Here is an 18946-nt window from a genome sequence, read left to right as displayed (position 1 = left end):
GTATGGAATTGATGAATCCATACGCCGTTTTGAAATGAAATACAGACTTTAGAAAATGCTTTATTTTGGGAAAATGTTTTGCAAGATTATAGTTGTTTAAAGTGATTATAATTCCATACCATGTGCCCTTTCCTTAGTCCGAACAGGCTGATTTTGTCGCATCTCCTGTTTCCTCTGATATTCAAGTTCCCATGCACGATGGGAGAAAACATCAGGATCCTCCACATTGAGATAATCCACCTTATTGGCGGCAATATCACGGCGGTGATAGTCATAATACTTACCAAAAGTACCTTTGAGCTGCTCGATCAGCTTATCCCGGAAATCAGGACGTATCTGGATTCTGGTGTCCAGCAATTCTGTATACTGTTCAGGTTCAGGACGAAATTTTTCTTCCCGGAAAGCGGCGGCATCTTTTTCAAGCTGTTTTTTGAGCGAGATGTCCTGAGAATCTAGGATATCAAGATTGTTATTCATCTGGTCGTATTTCTTGGATAGATTCGTCATATCTTTATCGGTAGAGCATTCTGCCTGGAAGATTAGCTGCTCTTTCCTTGATTTCAGTTCTTCGATTTCTTCGGTAATAGTGGTAAGCTGCTGATTTAATTTTATATGCTGGATGGGATTCAAAATACTGGTTTTACCCTTTTGTACATTCAGTTCTTTCCGTTCCGTAACTTTAGCTTTGAGTTTCTTTTTAACGGTGTTGTATTTATTCAGTATTGGATTAAAATGATTCATCCAGTCATGGATCACTTCTTTTTGCATCTCATTATGAAGTAAATGATACTGTGTAAAAATCATATGATTGCGGATTGCTTCTAACGTTTCAGCTATTATTGGAATAGACTTTTCTACAGCTTCAGCCAGTTTTGCTACCTTTGCTTTTAATTCTCGGAGCATTTTGTTATCCGCACGAATCTGACGGTTGATTTCACAGCGGTCTGCTATCATGCCTTTCTTTTCCATATTCTGGGCAATGTAGCCTTCATGGATGGTTGGCTGTTCGGTGATTCCCTGATCTGCAAAGCTGCGGTGATCAATGGTAGCATTTATCTGATTACGTGCAAGCATTTTATTTACGGCATCTGCCCAGTTTGCCCGCCAGATGCAAAGTTGTTCATCACTGTTCCATTGTTCAGAAATAGGATTCTGTCTGCCATATCGGCTGCTCTTGGGGTGTTTATCAATCCGTTCATATCCTTTTTCCTGTGCAACAGAGGAAGTCAGATATTCTTTCTTTTTCCCAACTTTATAGTGATATTGCTTTTCCCATCCCTGTTTCTGAGCAGTTTTAAATTCAGAAGCAGTAAAGCCTTTTTCTTGCCCGTCTTTTATACAGAGATATTCTTTTTCCGTTTTATACTGCCATGTTCCATTTTCATTTAGTGGTCGGACAGTAAGAAGAATGTGAGCATGGGGATTGTGACCATCTGTATCGTGAATGGCAAAATCAGCACACATCCCCATATTTACAAAGTTCTTTTTAATAAAATCTTGAAGAAGAGAAATATTGCTGTCTTTATCCAACTCAACGGGGAGTGCGACAACAAATTCTCTTGCAAGTCGGCTGTCTTTGGTCTTTTCGTTTTCTTCCACAGCATTCCAGAGTTGTTCCCGGTCATTCCATTTCGATGGAGCCATTGGAGGAAGCATCACTTCCTGATAGATCAGACCCTGCTTTCTGGTATAGTCATGCTGAATGCCGTCATAATCATTGTACATGCGGCTACAGCTCATATAAGCAGAAGCAGCAACAGCAGACCGACCGGAACCACGGCTGACGACTTTGGCTTGCATATGATAAATTGCCATATCTGGCACCTCCTTTCGATGTTGCCTGCAACAGCGGATAAAGCCCTCGGCAGAGCGCACGAGCCCCGAAGGGGATACCACTGCCTGATTTATCAGGTGGTGAGTAAGTGCGCCCTTCGGGAGTAGAACTTGTGCGTTTACATTCCCCGTAGCCGGATCATCAGCTCCCTTTTCAGGGAATCTAAATCCATTTCTTTAATATGGGGAACAATACTTTCCAGAATGGCTCCTTCCTGGACTAATCGGTGTGTTCTGGCATCACGTTCTTTTTTGCGATTTCTTGCTTCGGCTTCTTCCTGGCGGTGTTTTGCCTGTAAAAGTGCTTTTTCTTCCGGTGTCATGATTCTTTTATCTGCCATATCTGGCACCTCCTTTTTATGCCCGTATCCGGGCGGTTTTAGTTTTAAAATCTTATGCTTTGGTACTATGGTTTTAGATAACTGACAGTGATATATTTCTGGTAATAAATGAGGAAAGAAAGTAGTACCACTGTCAGTGAAAAGTAATCATTGTGTTATACTTCTTCGAGTCAATTCTGGTTCGGAGCATGATTGTTCAACAGGATTTTTTTCGCCTGCTTTAAATTAGCTGTTGCATTGTCCTGACGGATATTCCGGTTATTGATACGGACAGGAATACATCTTTCCAGAATACGGTCATAAATTCGTTTGTGTGCGATATCAGCGGCGTTATTCAGTTCTGATATAGTGGATGGTTTCTTTTGGGAGTTTTACATAAATCCGATTAGGCTGTCCGGGTCCCTGCCGTTTTCGGAAGATAAGCTCCTGTTTTTCCAGTACTGCCAGAGCAGTTTTAACAGTCATCTGGCTTTTGTGGAGAACTTCTGCCAGTGCTTCAATCGTAAAGTAAATGAACACATGACCATCTGTATCTGACCAGCCCTCATTTTTCTGGGAAAGCCTTGCCCGGTCGAGCAGGATAATATAAAGCATTTTGGCAGTTTCGTTTATTTCCATGTCCAGAAGGAAATGGGGAAACATCATATAAGATGGCAGGTTGGTGTCTGCTGTCAGAAAGTCAGTCATGTGTTCACCTCCAATCAAAAGGGTTTATTCTCCAAGAAAATCCCAGTCTACATCACTATCTGGCTGTGAATTTTCAGGTGCTGGAAAGGACGCCCTGATTTGGGGCTCCCTTTGCGTCATGCCTGCAGTCAGTCCGGAAAGAAAAAGTGGCAATGCCTGTTTCAGACTGTTTTCCACTGCATCTACAATCTGTTTCACAAAAAGTTCTTCCCGTTCTCTTGTTTCCAGATAAGGATCAGCCTGTGTGCGGTAGTAGCGGTCAAAATAATCTACCAGTGCAAGAGAGATTACCTGACTGTAAGATTTAAAATCCTGCCTGTCCATCGTCTGTAAATATTCCCAGGCTCTCCGCTGCTGTTCTTTGTCCAGATTAAAGCGCAGGTTTGTGTTGCGGATATTGTTCTGCATGGTTTATCCCCTCCTTTTCAGGCTCATATAAGCCAGAGATTCGTAACCTTTGGCAGTGGCGCAGATGTCATCAATGATTGTGACTCGTGATTTGTCATACGTTCCGAAGTTACGGATCAGGCATCCACCGCCGCCAACCACATACAGGCGCATCAGGTCAGGATTGTATTCATATTTGCGGAGCGTGGAAAAAAGTTCTGCCACATACTGTCTGGCAATAGAACTGATACAATCCAGATATGGTGTTGAAATGTCAGCTGTTCCAAACCGCAGAATCTGTTCTACTGTGGATTCTTCAATTTTCACTCCGAATTTGTCCAGAACAGCGTTCTTTGCGGCAATCATGCACTGGTTTACACCAAGTTTTTCTGTCCAACATCGGCTCTCCTGCGCTTTCTTATTGTTGACATACAGAATGTTCATGGTTCCGTTTCCGATATCTGCAAGGAGATTGGTTCCCTTGAAATTTCCTAGTTGGTTTACGATAGCCGGATATCCCTGTGGGTAAAGGCTGCATCCCACAAAGCGGAGATAATACTCTTTGCCGTTAAAAAGGTAATGGACTTCTGGATTCTGGAGCAGATAGGAACGAAAAGCTTCTCTTTGATTTCTGATCCATGTGAGAGGAAGTCCGGCAGCCAGATGAACATCTGCTTCACGGATGGAAAAGACATTCAGTTCCCTTGCAATAGCCATTAGTGTCAGAAGATAATATTCTTCGTCCATAGCTTTATCCGGAATAAATTCTTTGTGTCCTTCGCCGATCCGGTAGTAAATGCCGTTGTATTCCAGAATATTCCCGGTGAAGATTGGTTCAGTTTCATAGGCTTTGATGCCGGTTGGGGTGACGGTGTTTGCTGTTTTCATATTGCCGTAGCCATGATCTACAGCAATGATTTTTGTGTTTCTGAGTTCTCGCATAAAAAATACCTCCGTTTTCGTATTGATTGATTCAGCAGGTCGTACCGGTGTGGTACTGCTTTGCTGTGGGAAAAGCATACGAAAATCGGAGGAAAAAGGCATTGAGGGGAAATTGAGCAGGAATTGAGAAAAAAGATATATTGTGCTTACGTTCTTCATGTACTCTTGTTGTGATTTCATTGTTTTTTATCGTATAATATGGATACTGGAGGTGGTTTGGATGAAATACAAGATTTTAGTTGTCGATGATGATAAAGAATTGGTGAAAATGCTTTGTAGTTATTTTAATATGAAACAATATGAAACCATTACGGCTACAGATGGAATGGAAGCATTAAATAAAATAGAAATGAAACCGGATATTATTTTGTTGGATATCAATATGCCACGCATGGATGGGATTGAAGTATGTCGTCTGATACGCAGTAAAGTGTTATGTCCAATTTTATTTCTAACAGCAAGAGTTGACGAAGATGATAAAATTAATGGGTTGCTTTCGGGTGGGGATGATTATATTACGAAACCATTTAGTCTTCGGGAGTTGGAAGCAAGGATTGTCACAAACATAAAGAGAGAAGAAAGGCATCAACAAAAAACAGAATACCGCTTCATGGATGAAATGCTGATTGATTATTCTGAAAAAATAGTAGCTATAGCTGGACACAGGATGGAGTTCACAAAAATTGAATATCAGATTATTGAATTCTTATCCATGCATCCAGGGCAGGTGTTTGATAAAGAACGTATATATGCACAAGTCTGTGGATATGATGCGGAAGGGGACAGTAGAACGATAACGGAATTAGTACGGCGTATAAGGAAAAAAATAGCGGATTATTCAGAAAAAGAATACATAGAAACTGTATGGGGGATTGGATACCGATGGAAAAAATAAGAAACTTGTCACTGAAAAAAACAATTCTGCTTTATTTTGTGATCACCTTAACGGCAGCATTTCTGTTATCTGGATTTACAGTTCATTTTGCAAGAAATATGCAGAATAATATATGGGAAAAATATATTGATTATGCAGATTATACGGACGTGTTTCAGCAATATGGAAAGAAATACGAGATTGAGATATCAAGACCTAATCAATCGCAGATGAACCGTTTGGACCATCATCTTTCGGAAATGTGTGACTTTATGGAAACATATTCGGTACTGATTTTTTCGATTGTTGGGAGTGTTGCTGCGGTATTCTTTTTTTATAAAAATAAGTTAAAGACACCTCTACAGGAACTAAAAGATGCCTCACAAATGATTGCAGATAATGAACTGGATTTTCATGTGTCCTATGAAAATAAAGATGAGATGGGAACTTTGTGTAAAGAATTTGAAATGATGCGAAGTGATTTAGCAGATAACAACAGAAAGATGTGGCGAATGATTGATGACGAGAAGGCTTTGCGGAATGCAATTGCACATGATATACGTTCTCCACTTTCCATATTGCGTGGGTATCAGGAAATGCTCTTAGAGTTTGTTTCTGCTGAGAGTATAAAAACAGAGGATGTTATTGATATCTTACAAACAGGCATGTATCAGATTGACCGTATAGAGCATTTCACGGAAAACATGAGAAAAATGTCCCGTTTAGAACAGAGGAAACTGCAATGCTCAGAGATAGAATTATCGGAACTGGCAAAAAAGATTGAGGCAGAAGCTGCCATGCTATCCAAGAAGGAAAGTAAATTATGTAAGGTAGAAAGAGTGCAGGAACAAAACATTGTGAAAGTGGATGAGGAACTTGTCATGGAAGTGACAGACAACTTACTGGAAAATGCGGTTCGATATGCACAAAAAAGTATTGCTTTGCAGATAAAGAAAAAAGATGGATTTCTTATAATTTCTGTTGAAGATGATGGAATAGGATTTGTGGATACTGAGGAAAAAGTAACAGAGCCATTTTATCATAAGAATCCACAAGATGATTTAAAGCATTTTGGCCTTGGTATGTATATTTCTCGTATTTTCTGTGAAAAGCATGGAGGAAATTTGAAAATATATAATGCCAGACAAGGCGGTGCTCATGTAGAAGCTCTTTTCAAAGCTGAATAAAAATACTTTATAAGGCTGAAATCACAAATAAAGTGGTTTTAGTCTTTTTTGTTGTGAATTTATTGAGAATTGATTTGTATGATGTTGTTAAAGAAATAAAGAAAGGAAGAGATACAATGAAAACAATCATAAAAAGAAGTATACTTGATTATTTAAAGAACCCTGTTTTGTGGATTGGCTTGATTATTATAGTTGCCAGTATGTATCAATGTCTGTCATCGTATTTGCAAATTCATTATATCAAACAGAATGAACAGATCACACAAAATGACGTAGCATTGGAAGATGCTGATGTCATGGATGGGTACATTCCCACATCTGATGATAAAGAAAGAAGAAGGGAGTGGGAAGATACGATCAAAGAGACGTTAATGGACACCTCCCAAAATGGTTTTGGATTTAGCAGGCAGGAAGCAGATCATGTAATGAAAGAAATTCAGAATATGGATGTAAAGACTGCTTCTGATTTTTTGGAATCCCAATATGGCTATTATAATGCAATATATGCTTATGAGGATCTTGAAATTCATAAGGGGACAGCAGAAGAAATCAATCATTATATCGAGCGGAAATTATCCGAACATTCTTTTTCCTGGTACTTTGCCAAAAAATTTACGGATTTTGCAGGATTGCATATGGCCTTTTTGGCAACAGTCTTGCTATCATTTTTATTTATTCAGGATACACGAAAAAGTACCTATGAATTATTACATACAAAGCCTGTTACGGCAGTCCAATATATATGTGGGAAAGTAATAAGCGGATTCATTAGTATGCTGGGAGTATTAGTGATTTTGAATGTTATATTCTTTATGCTGTGTTTGAAAACGTCTTTAGAATCGGGCTTTCCAGTAACACCAATTGATTTTTGCGTGAATTCTCTGATCTATATTATTCCGAATCTTTTGATGATATGTTGTGTCTATACAATTACAGCAGTAATATTTAAAAATCCGCTTCCGGCAGCACCAATCTTGTTTTTACACATTATATATTCAAATATGCTGACCATGAAGAATGATATTTATTATATGAGACCGTTCTCTATTATGGTGCGATTCCCTGGCAGATTTTTTGAAACACATGTAGCCAAAATGTCAAACATAAATCAGATTATTCTTGTAATTTCATCAGTTATATTAGTATGTATTTCTGTTACAATCTGGAAAAGGAGGAGGGTTCATTGAAAACGGAACTAAAAAACTGCCTGTCGTTATATAAGATTTTTTATTCATGTGCATTTATACTGATATTGTGTGTTATTCATCCGATTATATACTATGAAGAAATCGGTTCAGCAATTCAGTCTCCAATAGCATTTTTAACAATTATTTTTTGTAGTGACACATATTTGATGGAAGTAAAAAGTAAGCGTGCCGATGTATTTCATTTGTATGATCAAAAAAAGCAGTTAAAAGTAATATTGCAGAGAGTGGGCGTTCAAATATTATATTTATTAATACTTTCTTGTGTTGGATATGTTTTGTTTTTCTGGCAAAAACCGGGCAGTGTAAACGAAGGCATTTCGGGTATTCAGATATTTCTTTTATATTTTATTGCAATGTTTGGAACTATCTGGCTTTGGAGTATATGCTCTGTGATTTTGTGTACATTGCTTCGAAATATGTGGGCAGGTATTGGATGTTTATTTGGAATTGTCATTGGACTTATATCAAAAGCGGGAAGTTCATTTTTCGGAAATCTGGGATTGTTTTCTTTCAGCTTTTGTGAACCTACTCAATTAATGTCCGAGAGTTGGATTTATGGAACGCTTGTGTCTTTTATAGCGGGGCTGTTTTTATTTGCAGTATTACCAATGGCTTTAAAGAAAAGAGGATAGATTATGAGTATTAGAATAAATGATTTAACAGTTAGATTTAAAAATGGTGTAGTTGCAGTAAATGAGGCATCTCTTGAAATACCTAAGGGAATTTACGGACTTTTGGGTGAGAATGGTGCTGGAAAAACCACTTTGATGAGGGTTCTTACAACTGTTTTAAAACAAACGGAAGGAATGGTTTCCCTTGATGGAATTCTGTATAACGAGGGAAATTATGAGAAAATACAGAAAAAGATTGGTTATCTTCCACAGGAAATCGACTTATATCCGAATCTTACGGTGAAAGAATGTCTTGTATATATGGGGGGACTGTCAGGAGTATCCAGAAATGACCTCGAACAAAGAATTACCTATTATCTGGAAAAGACTTCTCTTACAGAGCATCAGAATAAAAAAATGCGGCAATTATCTGGTGGTATGAAGAGACGTGTCGGACTCATACAGGCACTTCTTAATAATCCGGATTTTTTGATTATTGATGAACCAACAACCGGGTTAGATCCGGAAGAAAGAATTAGGATCCGCAATCTTCTGGTTGATTTTTCAAAGGATAGAACTGTGCTGTTTTCCACTCATGTAGTAGAAGATTTAGCAGCAACCTGTACACAGCTTGCCATTATGAAAAAAGGGAATTTTTTATATTCCGGAAGCGTGAGTGGATTGCTGGAAAATGCAAAGGGCTGTGTTTGGAATTGTACGGTACAAAATGCAGAAGAAGCCCGTTTGTTAGAAGCCAATTATTCTATTTCATCTAAGCAGTATGTAGAAAATGGAATTCATATGAAAATATTAAGCAAAGGAAAGCCAAATGAGAAGTGTGTCCCGGATAATGATATCACTTTGGAAGATGCGTATATTTATTTGACGAATAGTTGAATATAACGGCGGGCAAGTTGCCCGCCGTAAATTGTACTTATTTTGTTAAAAGACCGGATAGAGTTTTTCCAATGGAAAATCCAATCTGTGGATATAACTCCTGAATCTCCCGATATTTTGCTTCAATCATTTCAGGCTCATCAGCCCAGATCTTTTCATATATTTTGAAAGCTTTTTTAAAATGTGTTTTGGCGTGTGAAAGATTGGCGGTCATCAGATAAATGGTTGCAAGGGTTTCCTGTACTTTGGCATAATCCAGACATTCATCGGAATGGTATTCCTTGATGATGCCGGATAATTTTTGCAATTCGGAGATTCCTCTTTCGGGTTCCTGCTGTTCTGTCAGGAACATTGCATAATTGGCAATCTGAGGTATGCTGTCATTTATATGAAGCAGGTTAAATTGGTCAAGCAGTGAGATACTTTTTTCCATGTGTTCTCTTGCAAGATCGGGATGACTGTTTATGCGGTAAAGTCCACCGAGATTGGCATGAAGGTTGGAAACAAGACGAGCATTGTCAGCAGTGATATTTTCTATCTAGGCAAGTGCATCCTTTTCCAGTTTTATTGCTTTTTCAGGTTTGGTTTCAAGAGTTGCCTGAAAATCCAGTAATAACGCCCGGTCAGAGTTGGTGCCAATGTTTTTTGTCTTTAACAGCACCTTCAGTTCCTGAATGATTCCCTTCATACCTTTGTGATAGTTATAGTTATCCATGTATGGAAATGCATTTTCCAGAAAAAGCAGATACTTTGGCATATCATCTTTTTCAATTAATTCTATGATATTTCCGATTGTTTGAAATAGCTTTTTATAATAATCTACTTCCATTCCATGCATTAAACATATGTGCTGTAAAGAATCCAGAAACGTGTGACAACTACTTACAGATGGTTTTGTCTCTGAAAGGGTGATTTCCTGAATCATCGGATGCAGAGAGATAGTGCGACGTGTTGTTGTCTGAACGAAACCAGTCTCAATTAAATCGTTGATCTCATTTAGTGTGGGCAGTTCCAGCCATTTGGCAAATATACGGGCAGAAATATCGGTGGAAGGAAGAAAGCACATATTACGCATGATATCCTGCTGTTTAAGAGATAAAGTGTATAACGAAAACAGCGTATGGATATGACTGTAATAGGTGGCTTTGCTGCTTTGTCCATCTTTGATTATTTTAATTTTATCTTCGTTATGGAAAGATGCTTTTTCCACCTGAAGTCTTGTTAATAACTGGTCTGGAGTTGAGATTCCATTTTCCAGAAGTTTTGCTGCCAGTTCCACGGCAAAAGTATGAGAGTGAACAGTTTCGATGATCTTTTCAACTGTTGGCCGGTACGTGTCTGCCTCTGAATAAAATACTGATGCCAGCTGGAAGAGAGCGTTCATATCCTCTATTTCTTTTAATGGCAGAGTACAGTATTCATCCAGTTTGCTTCTGGTTGTAAACAAAATCTGGCAGCGATATTTTAATACTACTGACAGAAAGCTGTCCTGTGTGGCAGTGACATTAAAATTATCTATGATAAGCAGAGTATCAGATTTCAGGGAACGCAGAAAACGGTTATGTCTTTGAAACCGTTCCTGTTCAGTGCTTTCCGGAAGATCGTCAATAAAATCCATGTCAGTAATATTCTGATGAAGATTGCCTGTATATTCTACATAAAGGATATTGGTGTAATGCCTCATGTACTGCTTTGCGTAGGCTTTGGCAAGTTCACTTTTTCCGATGCCGGCGATTCCGCAAAGAAAAACATGACGGTTTTCCTCAAGCATGGTATATAATTCTTCCAGTTCTTTATCTTTTCCGATAAAATGACGGCATGGTTTCGGAACCTCACTATCCATAATATAATCCAGCACAATGGGGGATAAAGCCCCTCCGGCGAGCAGCTTCTGATTTTTGGTATTACGTTTGATGAATTGGCGTTCCATGCCAAAAGAGATCAGTTTTGCAAGAAACAGCAGTCTTGAACTGGCTGGTTTATATAAGGGAGTCAGATTTTTCTTTTTTGCATCTGAGATGCTGTCATCCTGAATGAATAAAGTGTAAATATCTTGTATAGCCATATTACAGTCAGACATCAGTGGAAGAAGATTCTGGTGGATGGTATGGGCTAATTTTTCCTGATTGGATGGCTTGGAATAGTAAGCGGATATTTTAGGACTGATTTTAGCCTGACCAGTCATCCAGCGGCAAACCAGACCGTTATCCATTGAATAATCCTGATTTGCCGGATCATCCATAAAATCTTCAAATAATTCGTATAAAAAATCAGGCTGACTCATTTGATTACTTTCGCTGATATGATTTTTTAAGCAAGCGCTAATAGAAGAAAAATCGCATCGATTCAATAGAAATTCCCCTTTCGTAGTTAAGATTGAGTATATCCATCATAACACGAACATACATTCGATTCAAGAAAACGCGGATATTTTAAAATTGATTGTGTCAATTTACAATCAATTTCTATTCAATGTGGTTTTCCGGCAGGTTCTGTAAAATAAGCTCAGATCAAAACAATGACAGGAGGAGCTTATGCAACAGAATATTGAATTTGAGCGGTGCATTGATTTTCTGGTACGGATGATTGATAAGTACGGCGAAGAAGTCCTCCGGGAGTTGGAGGAAGAAAAACAGAATAAGGAAGAAAAAGAAGCGGCAGTTTCCTGAAATACAAAATGTAAATCAGACTGTCGCTTTTTTCATGTATTTTTAAATCAAATAAATTTTAAAAGCTGATGCAGAGTGTGTGACTCATTATTCTGGGAAGCGGTAATACGAGTATCAAATGGCTTGAAATGATTCTGTGTATAAAAGCTCAGAAGAAATTCATTATCTTCGCATTCAAGAAACTCCATAACGCCGCCTACGGAATATTTGAGACTGGATATGGTTTCCAGTGCAAATCCCAGTAGAATATTTCCAGGGATTCGTTTGTTCTTTGGAAGAGAATAGTTCTTTCCCAACTGGGCAATCAGGTAAGCTGCGGTAGTATAGGATTGTGTTTCTTCATCCAAAATACTGACACGGGACAGCTTTTTTGCCATTGTCTTGCTGATATTTGAAGCACGGACAGAAATTGGTTTTACTGTAAGTGAAAAATAACCAACCAGTGAAGCATCTTCAGCATCAAATACCAGATAAGTGATAGATTGATCTTTTTTGGTAAACTCAATCGCATTATGTAATAAAAAGTATTCCACATCGGGATTTTTGGGACAAGAAAAATCGGAGAGTAAGTCGTAAAGACTTTCCTCTCCGATATATGTCGGTTCGTCTTTATCCAAATATGCCCGAATATTAACGGTAAAATATTTATCAGACATGTTTTTTCTTCCTTTTTGACATTAAAGCTAAGATTTCCTGTGGGTTTGTTAACTGACGTCCGGGAAGTGTCTGCTTTGGTGTGCGGTCACGGTCAGCTTCGTCAATTGCTGCGACAAAACGCTTTACGCTATTTGGATTGGATACGACAAAATTATGAGTAATACTTGAAGTAGCCATACTAACACCTCCTCTTTTTCTAGCTTTTTTGTGTATTTATAGTATATGCAATGTGTGATAAAAACACAATATCGAAAACAAAAATAATTTCTAAATAATTTTCAAGCCGGACATTTATTAGACGCTTCCGGTAAGCGAACAATATTTTCGAGCCAATCATTTATAAGTCGCCAATGGTGGGCGGGCAATATTTTGATAACAGAAATGCTCTGTATCTAACTTAATTATACGATTGGCGAAGAAATGCGTCAATACGGAAAATAAGTATTGAAAATAGTTGGAACAAGTACTAAAATTAAGTTGGGACAACAAAACGGAGTTATACTGCGAGGAAGATTATGAAGAATAAAAAGATTAAATGCGATATATATACCAGAGTATCCACAACCATGCAGGTAGATGGCTACAGTCTGGATGCTCAGAAAGAAAAACTCAAGAGATATGCGGAATTTCAAAACATGGAAATCGTAAATGAGTATTCCGATGAAGGTAAGTCTGGAAAAAGCGTAGAGGGCAGACCGGAATTTCAGAGAATGTTGGATAATATTGAGAATGGAACAGATGAGGTGCAGTTTGTACTGGTGTTCAAGCTTTCCAGATTTGGTCGTAATGCGGCAGATGTTTTAAATTCTTTGCAGAGGATGCAGGATTTTGGAGTGAATCTGATCTGTGTAGAAGATGGAATTGACAGCTCAAAAGATAGTGGAAAGCTGATGATTTCTGTTCTGTCTGCGGTGGCAGAGATCGAACGAGAGAATATCCTTGTTCAGACAATGGAAGGACGTAAGCAGAAAGCCAGGGAAGGAAAATGGAATGGTGGATTTGCTCCGTATGGTTATGAATTAGTAAATGGAGAATTGCAGATTGCAGAGGACGAAGCAGAGATTATTCGTCTGATCTATGACAAATTTATTCATACCAATATGGGAATCTCTGCGATTGCTGCATGGCTGAACCAGCATGGATACAAAAAGAAAAAACGACAGAATAATACACTGGACGCATTTGCCGCTTCATTTATAAAGGGCGTTCTGGATAATCCGGTATACTGTGGAAAGCTGGCTTATGGACGAAGGAAAAACGAGAAAGTTTCTGGTACAAGAAATGAATACCGCATTGTAAAGCAGGAAAATTATATGCTGCACGATGGTATCCATGAAGGGATTGTTTCAGAAACAGACTGGGAGCTGGCACATCAAAAACGGGAAAAAACAGGTGTGAAATATGAAAAGACACATAGTCTCGATCATGAGCATATTTTATCCGGAATATTGAGATGCCCATTATGTGGAAGTGGTATGTATGGAAACGTGAACCGAAAGAAAAAGAAAGACGGAACTTTATATAAGGATTATTTCTATTATGCCTGCAAACATCGTCGCCTGGTAGATGGTCATAAATGTGGATATCGTAAACAATGGAGTGAGGAGAAGATTAACAATGCAGTGGAAGAAGTTATTCGGAAGCTGGTGAAGAATCCTAAATTTGAAGAAGCAATTCTGAATAAAATCGGTTCAAGAATAGATACAGAAGAAATAGAAAAAGAGATTGAAAGACTGGAAAAGCAGCACAGGCAGCTGACCGGAGCAAAAGCAAGACTTGGACAGCAGATGGACAGTCTGGATATCATGGATAAATTTTATGAGAAGAAATATCAGGATATGGAGACAAGGTTATACCGTTTGTATGATGAGATTGAAGGCGTGGAGAACAGTATAGAAGAAGTCAAGAACCGCCTGCTGAATATCCGGCAACAGAAAATATCAGAAGAAAACGTCTATCAATTTCTTTTGTATTTTGATAAACTATATGATAAGTTCACCGACCTGGAGAAGAAAGAATTTCTTAACAGTTTTGTGGAACAGGTGGACATTTACGAGCAGGAGCAGCCAGATGGCAGATTCCTGAAGCACATAAAGTTCCGTTTTCCAGTGTATTTTGGAGACAGGGAAATACAGGAACTTTGTTGGGACAATGAAAGTACCGTTTAGACAGTTGTCTTGCTTTCCAAGTGAATGGTCGATACAAGAAAAGTGAAGGTGGACTTCTCCCTGGAGGATATGGATTTATCTGAATTTAAGGGGCGCTAAAGGTCTGGGGGACCATTGTCTGGCACGAACCGAAGCGGAGCGGAGACAAGCAGCTTATGAGCAGATAAAGGCATATGTACTGCAACAGACAGGACTTAAGGTTTCGTCATTGTATATAGCACAGGAGAGGAAAACAGGGTAGCTGATGTGGAACATATTCCGTGGGTGGAGCGGGAGCTGCAGTAATAAAGATGATTTATATTATTTTAACTTTAGTTTCAGGAATTTTGCTGTCAGGAGTATGGTTTGGGCTTAATTTTCTGATACAGATATGTGTGGAAAAGTCAAAAGTAAAATTTTTGGAACGCTATAGTGTAATAGCTGCATCTGTGATACCATTAGTTTTCATCTTAAAATACAACAGACTGGAATTATGGAATTATCATAGTCTTGCTGATTGGAAAAACTGGATGATTCTGGCTGTTACAGTATTATTGTCAGCCATTGTCATTTCCATAAATCAGGTTGCGGAAATCCCACGCGGAAAAGAATTATTGCTTTATGCGTTAGATGGTGTCTGTATGGAAATCCCGCAGCGTATGATGATGCAGACATTTAGCGGTGTTCTTTTCATGCACTGGGGATTAGATTTGTATTTGTCCATACCGGTTACATCGTTTGTCTGGTGTATCAGCATCTGTATACAATGTCTGATCTGCAAATTAAAATTTGACCGGAAAATAGTAATAGAGATAGCGGCATCTTTTCTGTTTTCTATGGGAGCCGGATTACTATTATTAAAAAGCGGATTTATTGGACTACCTATGGCAGGACATTTTTTAGAACGTATTTTGAGTACAATTATCCGTAAAATCCGAAGATAAAAGAAAGGAAGAAAGTCCATGACAACCAGACAGGAAGCATTATCTTTTGGCATGACATTTAAAGATGTCTATCAGGACACACCGTTCCACGATCCAAACTGGATTCTGGTGCGGTATAAAAAGAACAAAAAGGCATTTCTCTGGACTTATGAGTACGAAGGACAGATGCGCATAAATATAAAAGTTGATCCGCAGTGGCGCGATTTCTGGCGGGAGGCATATGCAGCGGTGATTCCGGGATATCATCAGAACAAGGAACACTGGAATACCGTTATTCTGGATGGAAGCATACCGGATGAGGAAATCAGACGGATGATCGCAGAGAGTTATGATCTGATCTGCGGAAAAAAATAAATTCATTTGTAAAGAACAATCAAGAAGTGAGGCAATAGTGTGAAAAATAAGATTTTTCACACGCAAGATTTGTGCTTGCGCACAAACTTGAGATGCGCAGAAAGCTGCGCAAGAATGGAGATTTTTATGTCAGCAAAAGATACAATGGAAAATAAAATCACAGAGGGAGTCATCTGGAAACAGCTTTTATTATTCTTTTTCCCGATACTGGTGGGAACATTTTTCCAGCAGCTTTACAATACGGTGGACGCGGTGATCGTCGGGCGGTTTGTCGGAAAAGAGGCACTATCCTGCGTCAGCGGTTCGTCCGGTCAGATCATCAATCTGGTGGTCGGATTTTTTACCGGATTATCTGCCGGCGCAACAGTTATGATCTCCCAGCATTTTGGGGCAAAAAATGAGGAACAGCTGCATAAGGCACTGCACACGGCATATGCATTTGCAATCACAGGCGGTATCATTGCCGGAGTGATCGGTGTTGTTATGACACGTATGGTTTTAAAATGGATGAATACGCCGGAAAATCTGCTGCCTGACTCGACACTTTATGTGCGGATTTATTTTGCGGGACTCTTATTTATTTTTGTTTACAATATGGGAGCGGCAATCTTACGGGCAATCGGCGATTCGAAACGTCCGCTTTATTTTCTGATCATCTGCTGCATCGTCAATATTATTCTGGATCTGGTGCTGGTGCTTGGATTTAAAATGGGAGTCCTTGGCGTGGCAGTGGCAACACTGATCGCGCAGGGGATCAGCGCTGTGCTCGTCAGTGTGGCATTAATGTATCATACTGCCGGCTTAAAGTTAATTCCACGCGAAATCAGGATCCATAAAAGTGTGCTGAAAAATATGCTCGCCATCGGACTGCCGACCGGTATCGAGTCGAGCATGTACAGTATTTCAAACGTGATCGTGCAGGCTGCGTTAAACGGATTTGGCGTTGACACAATGGCGGCATGGGCTGCATTTGGCAAAATAGACAGCCTTTTCTGGATGATCAACAGTGCGTTTGGAATCGCTGCGACCACGTTCGTTGGTCAGAATTTTGGTGCCGGAAAAATGGACCGCGTCCGCAAAGGAACAAGGGAATGTCTTGGCATGGCACTTGTAACTGCGATTCTTCTGAGTGTGATCTTAATGTCGGCGGGAAGATTTTTATTTGGCATATTTACCACAGATGCGAATGTAGTGGAAATTGGTCTTAGCATGATGCAGATCATATCGCCGACCTATTTTCTGTTTGTGTTTATCGAAGTATATTCCGGCGCACTGCGCGCGCAGGGGCATGTGATCGTGACGACGGCAATGACGATGATCGGTATCTGTGTGCTGCGTGTCGTATGGGTCACCTGGATCGTACCGGATGGCACACTCTCACAGATCGTGGCATGTTACCCAATTACATGGCTGGTCAGCGCGGTGGGGATGATCATTTATTATCATTATAAGCAGAAAAAGATTCTGGAAAAATTTGCTGCAACACATGATTTATAAACAGAGAAACTGGAAGCAGTTTTTTATAGCTACATGGTTAAAAATAAGTTCAGGAAAAGAGGATATAAATGAAACAGTCAAAAAATGAAATTAATCTCGGCGAGGGAAGCGTCGGCAGACTTTTGCTGACCTTGGCGGTACCATCTGTGATCGCACAGCTCGTCAATCTTCTTTACAATCTGGTGGATCGTATTTATATCGGTCATATCCCGGAAAACGGGGGCGTGGCACTGACCGGTCTTGGACTCTGCTTCCCGATTCTGATGATTGTCACGGCATTTTCCGGTCTGATCGGGTATGGCGGGGCGCCGCGTGTTGCTATTTTCATGGGAAAAGGCAAAAATGATGAGGCGGAGGAGATACTCGGCAACTGTACCATGGCATTGATCGTGATCGCATTGATTTTAGTTGTGGTACTGCAGTTTGCAGCGGAGCCGCTTCTGATGCTGTTTGGTGCAAGTGACAATACGCTGCCGTATGCACTTTCTTATCTGAACATTTACGGAAAAGGGACTTTGTTTGTCATGCTTACGATGGGATTAAATTCCTTTATCAATACACAGGGATTTTCCAAAGTTGGTATGAAAACGGTTCTGATCGGGGCAGTCTGCAATATTATTTTAGATCCGGTCTTTATTTTCGCATTTGACATGGGTGTGCAGGGAGCCGCGCTTGCAACGGTGATCTCACAGGCAATTTCAGCGGTATGGGTCATCCTTTTTCTGACGGGCAAACAGACAAAGCTGAAAATAAAGACAAAGTATTTTAAGCCGAAAGCCTCCGTACTTTTGCCGGTATGCGCCCTTGGTGTATCGCCTTTTATCATGAATGCGACGGAGAGCGCAATCAATATTGCATTTAACGCATCTTTATCACGCTACGGCGGTGATGTGGCGGTTGGAGCCATGACGATCTTAAGCAGTATTATGCAGCTTCAGTTTATGCCGGTGCAGGGAATTGCACAGGGAGCGCAGCCGATCATGAGTTTTAATTATGGAGCAAAAAAGATGGATCGTGTGAAAAAGGCATATCGTCTGCTTATGATCTGCAGTTTTACATACACGATGATCTTCTGTCTGGCGGTGGAAATCGCACCTGGATTTTTTGTGCATCTGTTCAACAGCAGTTCACAGGAATTATTTGAAATGACAAAATGGGCACTGCGCATCTATATGGCAGCGACCGGAGTATTCGGAATCCAGCTTGCGGTGCAGCAGGTATTCATGGCACTCGGACAGGCAAAAATCTCATTGTTTATTGCATGCCTGCGAAAGATTATCCTGCTGATTCCGCTGATTTATATCCTGCCGCATTTCTTTGCAGATAAAGTATTTGCCGTTTTTTTAGCAGAGCCGGTTTCGGATTTTATTTCGGTGACAGTTGCAGCGACATTATTTTTCCTCAACATTAAAAAGATATTGAAAGAGGGAGAAGTGTGAGCGTATAAAAAAATCTGAAACTGAAAAAAGGCTCCAAATACTGTCTGATGGATTCGAAATATTATCCGACGGAGCGTGATACATGGGTAACAAGGTCGAAAGTATACAAGTTTACAGCAAAATAAAATAACGTATAGGAAAAGAGAACTGTGAGAAAATAATCTCACGGTTCTTTTTTTTTACTTGACAAGTGATGGTATCTTCCTGTAAGATAAAAAACGTAAAGATTGCACACAATTAAATTTAAAACAATGATTTTGAGATGGAGAGAA

At 39.6% G+C, this 18946-nt stretch carries 17 protein-coding genes and 3 pseudogenes; 11 read left to right on the top strand and 9 right to left on the bottom strand.

Annotated features, from left to right (window positions below):
• Window positions 1–105: 105 nt before the first annotated feature.
• The 6 genes and pseudogenes from mobQ to DW650_RS14995 form a co-directional block, all read right to left on the bottom strand.
• Window positions 106–1815, bottom strand: a complete 1710-nt coding sequence (mobQ, locus tag DW650_RS15020) for a MobQ family relaxase (RefSeq protein ID WP_118210386.1) — start codon at window positions 1813–1815, stop codon at window positions 106–108.
• A gap of 137 nt (window positions 1816–1952) precedes the next feature.
• Entirely contained in the window at window positions 1953–2174 is a 222-nt protein-coding gene (locus DW650_RS15015) for a DUF3847 domain-containing protein (protein WP_117767619.1), read from the bottom strand.
• A gap of 170 nt (window positions 2175–2344) precedes the next feature.
• Window positions 2345–2524 (bottom strand): annotated as a pseudogene (locus tag DW650_RS20660) (ATP-binding protein); the annotation flags it as partial.
• Window positions 2520–2861: pseudogene (locus DW650_RS15005) on the bottom strand (replication initiator protein A); the annotation flags it as partial. The pseudogenes DW650_RS15005 and DW650_RS20660, both read right to left, overlap by 5 nt.
• 24 nt (window positions 2862–2885) lie before the next feature.
• Window positions 2886–3269, bottom strand: a complete 384-nt coding sequence (locus DW650_RS15000) for a hypothetical protein (RefSeq protein WP_062807242.1) — start codon at window positions 3267–3269, stop codon at window positions 2886–2888.
• A gap of 3 nt (window positions 3270–3272) precedes the next feature.
• On the bottom strand, window positions 3273–4190 hold the full coding sequence (locus DW650_RS14995) for a ParM/StbA family protein (RefSeq protein ID WP_117738693.1): 918 nt from the start codon (window positions 4188–4190) through the stop codon (window positions 3273–3275).
• Between the two features lie 220 nt (window positions 4191–4410).
• Here DW650_RS14995 and DW650_RS14990 point away from each other — a divergent pair, with 220 nt between their 5' ends.
• The 5 genes from DW650_RS14990 to DW650_RS14970 all read left to right on the top strand — a co-directional run bounded on the left by DW650_RS14990 (window position 4411) and on the right by DW650_RS14970 (window position 8967).
• A complete protein-coding gene (locus DW650_RS14990) occupies window positions 4411–5085 on the top strand; it encodes a response regulator transcription factor (protein ID WP_009265792.1) in 675 nt (224 codons plus the stop codon).
• Window positions 5073–6251 (top strand): sensor histidine kinase, encoded by a 1179-nt coding sequence (locus DW650_RS14985; RefSeq protein WP_118210385.1) that lies wholly within the window; start codon window positions 5073–5075, stop codon window positions 6249–6251. Before DW650_RS14990 ends, DW650_RS14985 begins: the two co-directional genes overlap by 13 nt.
• Window positions 6252–6367: 116 nt before the next feature.
• The gene (locus DW650_RS14980) at window positions 6368–7438 is read left to right on the top strand and encodes an ABC transporter permease subunit (protein ID WP_118210404.1); all 1071 of its coding nucleotides are present in this window, start codon (window positions 6368–6370) and stop codon (window positions 7436–7438) included.
• Window positions 7435–8091, top strand: coding sequence for a transporter (locus tag DW650_RS14975; protein ID WP_243006803.1), 657 nt, complete (start codon window positions 7435–7437; stop codon window positions 8089–8091). The genes DW650_RS14980 and DW650_RS14975 overlap by 4 nt, the downstream gene beginning before the upstream one ends.
• A 3-nt stretch (window positions 8092–8094) precedes the next feature.
• Window positions 8095–8967: an ATP-binding cassette domain-containing protein gene (locus DW650_RS14970; protein WP_118210384.1), complete on the top strand. Its 873-nt coding sequence runs from the start codon at window positions 8095–8097 to the stop codon at window positions 8965–8967.
• Window positions 8968–9004: 37 nt separating this feature from the next.
• Here the strand turns inward: DW650_RS14970 and DW650_RS14965 are convergent.
• Window positions 9005–11251 (bottom strand): annotated as a pseudogene (locus DW650_RS14965) (tetratricopeptide repeat protein).
• A gap of 250 nt (window positions 11252–11501) precedes the next feature.
• Here DW650_RS14965 and DW650_RS20345 point away from each other — a divergent pair.
• Window positions 11502–11636, top strand: coding sequence for a hypothetical protein (locus DW650_RS20345; RefSeq protein WP_004844681.1), 135 nt, complete (start codon window positions 11502–11504; stop codon window positions 11634–11636).
• A gap of 47 nt (window positions 11637–11683) precedes the next feature.
• Here the strand turns inward: DW650_RS20345 and DW650_RS14960 are convergent, their stop codons facing one another.
• Both DW650_RS14960 and DW650_RS14955 read right to left on the bottom strand, forming a co-directional pair.
• Window positions 11684–12292: a hypothetical protein gene (locus DW650_RS14960; RefSeq protein WP_055195104.1), complete on the bottom strand. Its 609-nt coding sequence runs from the start codon at window positions 12290–12292 to the stop codon at window positions 11684–11686.
• Entirely contained in the window at window positions 12285–12470 is a 186-nt protein-coding gene (locus DW650_RS14955) for a hypothetical protein (protein WP_014080774.1), read from the bottom strand. Before DW650_RS14955 ends, DW650_RS14960 begins: the two co-directional genes overlap by 8 nt.
• A 338-nt stretch (window positions 12471–12808) precedes the next feature.
• Here DW650_RS14955 and DW650_RS14950 point away from each other — a divergent pair, with 338 nt between their 5' ends.
• The 5 genes from DW650_RS14950 to DW650_RS14925 all read left to right on the top strand — a co-directional run bounded on the left by DW650_RS14950 (window position 12809) and on the right by DW650_RS14925 (window position 18674).
• A complete protein-coding gene (locus DW650_RS14950) occupies window positions 12809–14461 on the top strand; it encodes a recombinase family protein (RefSeq protein WP_118210383.1) in 1653 nt (550 codons plus the stop codon).
• Window positions 14462–14751: 290 nt separating this feature from the next.
• A complete protein-coding gene (locus tag DW650_RS14940; RefSeq protein ID WP_243102980.1) occupies window positions 14752–15384 on the top strand; it encodes a hypothetical protein in 633 nt (210 codons plus the stop codon).
• Between the two features lie 18 nt (window positions 15385–15402).
• Window positions 15403–15738, top strand: coding sequence for an MmcQ/YjbR family DNA-binding protein (locus DW650_RS14935; RefSeq protein ID WP_006858957.1), 336 nt, complete (start codon window positions 15403–15405; stop codon window positions 15736–15738).
• A gap of 114 nt (window positions 15739–15852) precedes the next feature.
• On the top strand, window positions 15853–17235 hold the full coding sequence (locus tag DW650_RS14930) for an MATE family efflux transporter (protein WP_015521436.1): 1383 nt from the start codon (window positions 15853–15855) through the stop codon (window positions 17233–17235).
• A 68-nt stretch (window positions 17236–17303) separates the two neighbouring features.
• On the top strand, window positions 17304–18674 hold the full coding sequence (locus tag DW650_RS14925) for an MATE family efflux transporter (RefSeq protein WP_118210382.1): 1371 nt from the start codon (window positions 17304–17306) through the stop codon (window positions 18672–18674).
• Window positions 18675–18946: the final 272 nt, after the last annotated feature.

It is taken from the genome of Roseburia sp. AM23-20 (genome assembly GCF_003470905.1).
In the GTDB taxonomy this organism is placed as follows: Bacteria; Bacillota; Clostridia; order Lachnospirales; family Lachnospiraceae; genus Roseburia; species Roseburia rectibacter.
This window is presented reverse-complemented; position numbering and strand designations above follow the sequence as displayed.

Coding starts and splice junctions, on each gene's coding strand:
- DW650_RS14955 (WP_014080774.1), bottom strand. CDS start 12,470: ATGGCTACTTCAAGTATTACTCATAATTTTGTCGTATCCAATCCAAAT.
- mobQ (WP_118210386.1), bottom strand. CDS start 1,815: ATGGCAATTTATCATATGCAAGCCAAAGTCGTCAGCCGTGGTTCCGGT.
- DW650_RS15015 (WP_117767619.1), bottom strand. CDS start 2,174: ATGGCAGATAAAAGAATCATGACACCGGAAGAAAAAGCACTTTTACAG.
- DW650_RS14935 (WP_006858957.1), top strand. CDS start 15,403: ATGACAACCAGACAGGAAGCATTATCTTTTGGCATGACATTTAAAGAT.
- DW650_RS14940 (WP_243102980.1), top strand. CDS start 14,752: ATGATTTATATTATTTTAACTTTAGTTTCAGGAATTTTGCTGTCAGGA.
- DW650_RS14990 (WP_009265792.1), top strand. CDS start 4,411: ATGAAATACAAGATTTTAGTTGTCGATGATGATAAAGAATTGGTGAAA.
- DW650_RS14930 (WP_015521436.1), top strand. CDS start 15,853: ATGGAGATTTTTATGTCAGCAAAAGATACAATGGAAAATAAAATCACA.
- DW650_RS15000 (WP_062807242.1), bottom strand. CDS start 3,269: ATGCAGAACAATATCCGCAACACAAACCTGCGCTTTAATCTGGACAAA.
- DW650_RS14980 (WP_118210404.1), top strand. CDS start 6,368: ATGAAAACAATCATAAAAAGAAGTATACTTGATTATTTAAAGAACCCT.
- DW650_RS14995 (WP_117738693.1), bottom strand. CDS start 4,190: ATGCGAGAACTCAGAAACACAAAAATCATTGCTGTAGATCATGGCTAC.
- DW650_RS14925 (WP_118210382.1), top strand. CDS start 17,304: ATGAAACAGTCAAAAAATGAAATTAATCTCGGCGAGGGAAGCGTCGGC.
- DW650_RS14950 (WP_118210383.1), top strand. CDS start 12,809: ATGAAGAATAAAAAGATTAAATGCGATATATATACCAGAGTATCCACA.
- DW650_RS14970 (WP_118210384.1), top strand. CDS start 8,095: ATGAGTATTAGAATAAATGATTTAACAGTTAGATTTAAAAATGGTGTA.
- DW650_RS20345 (WP_004844681.1), top strand. CDS start 11,502: ATGCAACAGAATATTGAATTTGAGCGGTGCATTGATTTTCTGGTACGG.
- DW650_RS14960 (WP_055195104.1), bottom strand. CDS start 12,292: ATGTCTGATAAATATTTTACCGTTAATATTCGGGCATATTTGGATAAA.
- DW650_RS14985 (WP_118210385.1), top strand. CDS start 5,073: ATGGAAAAAATAAGAAACTTGTCACTGAAAAAAACAATTCTGCTTTAT.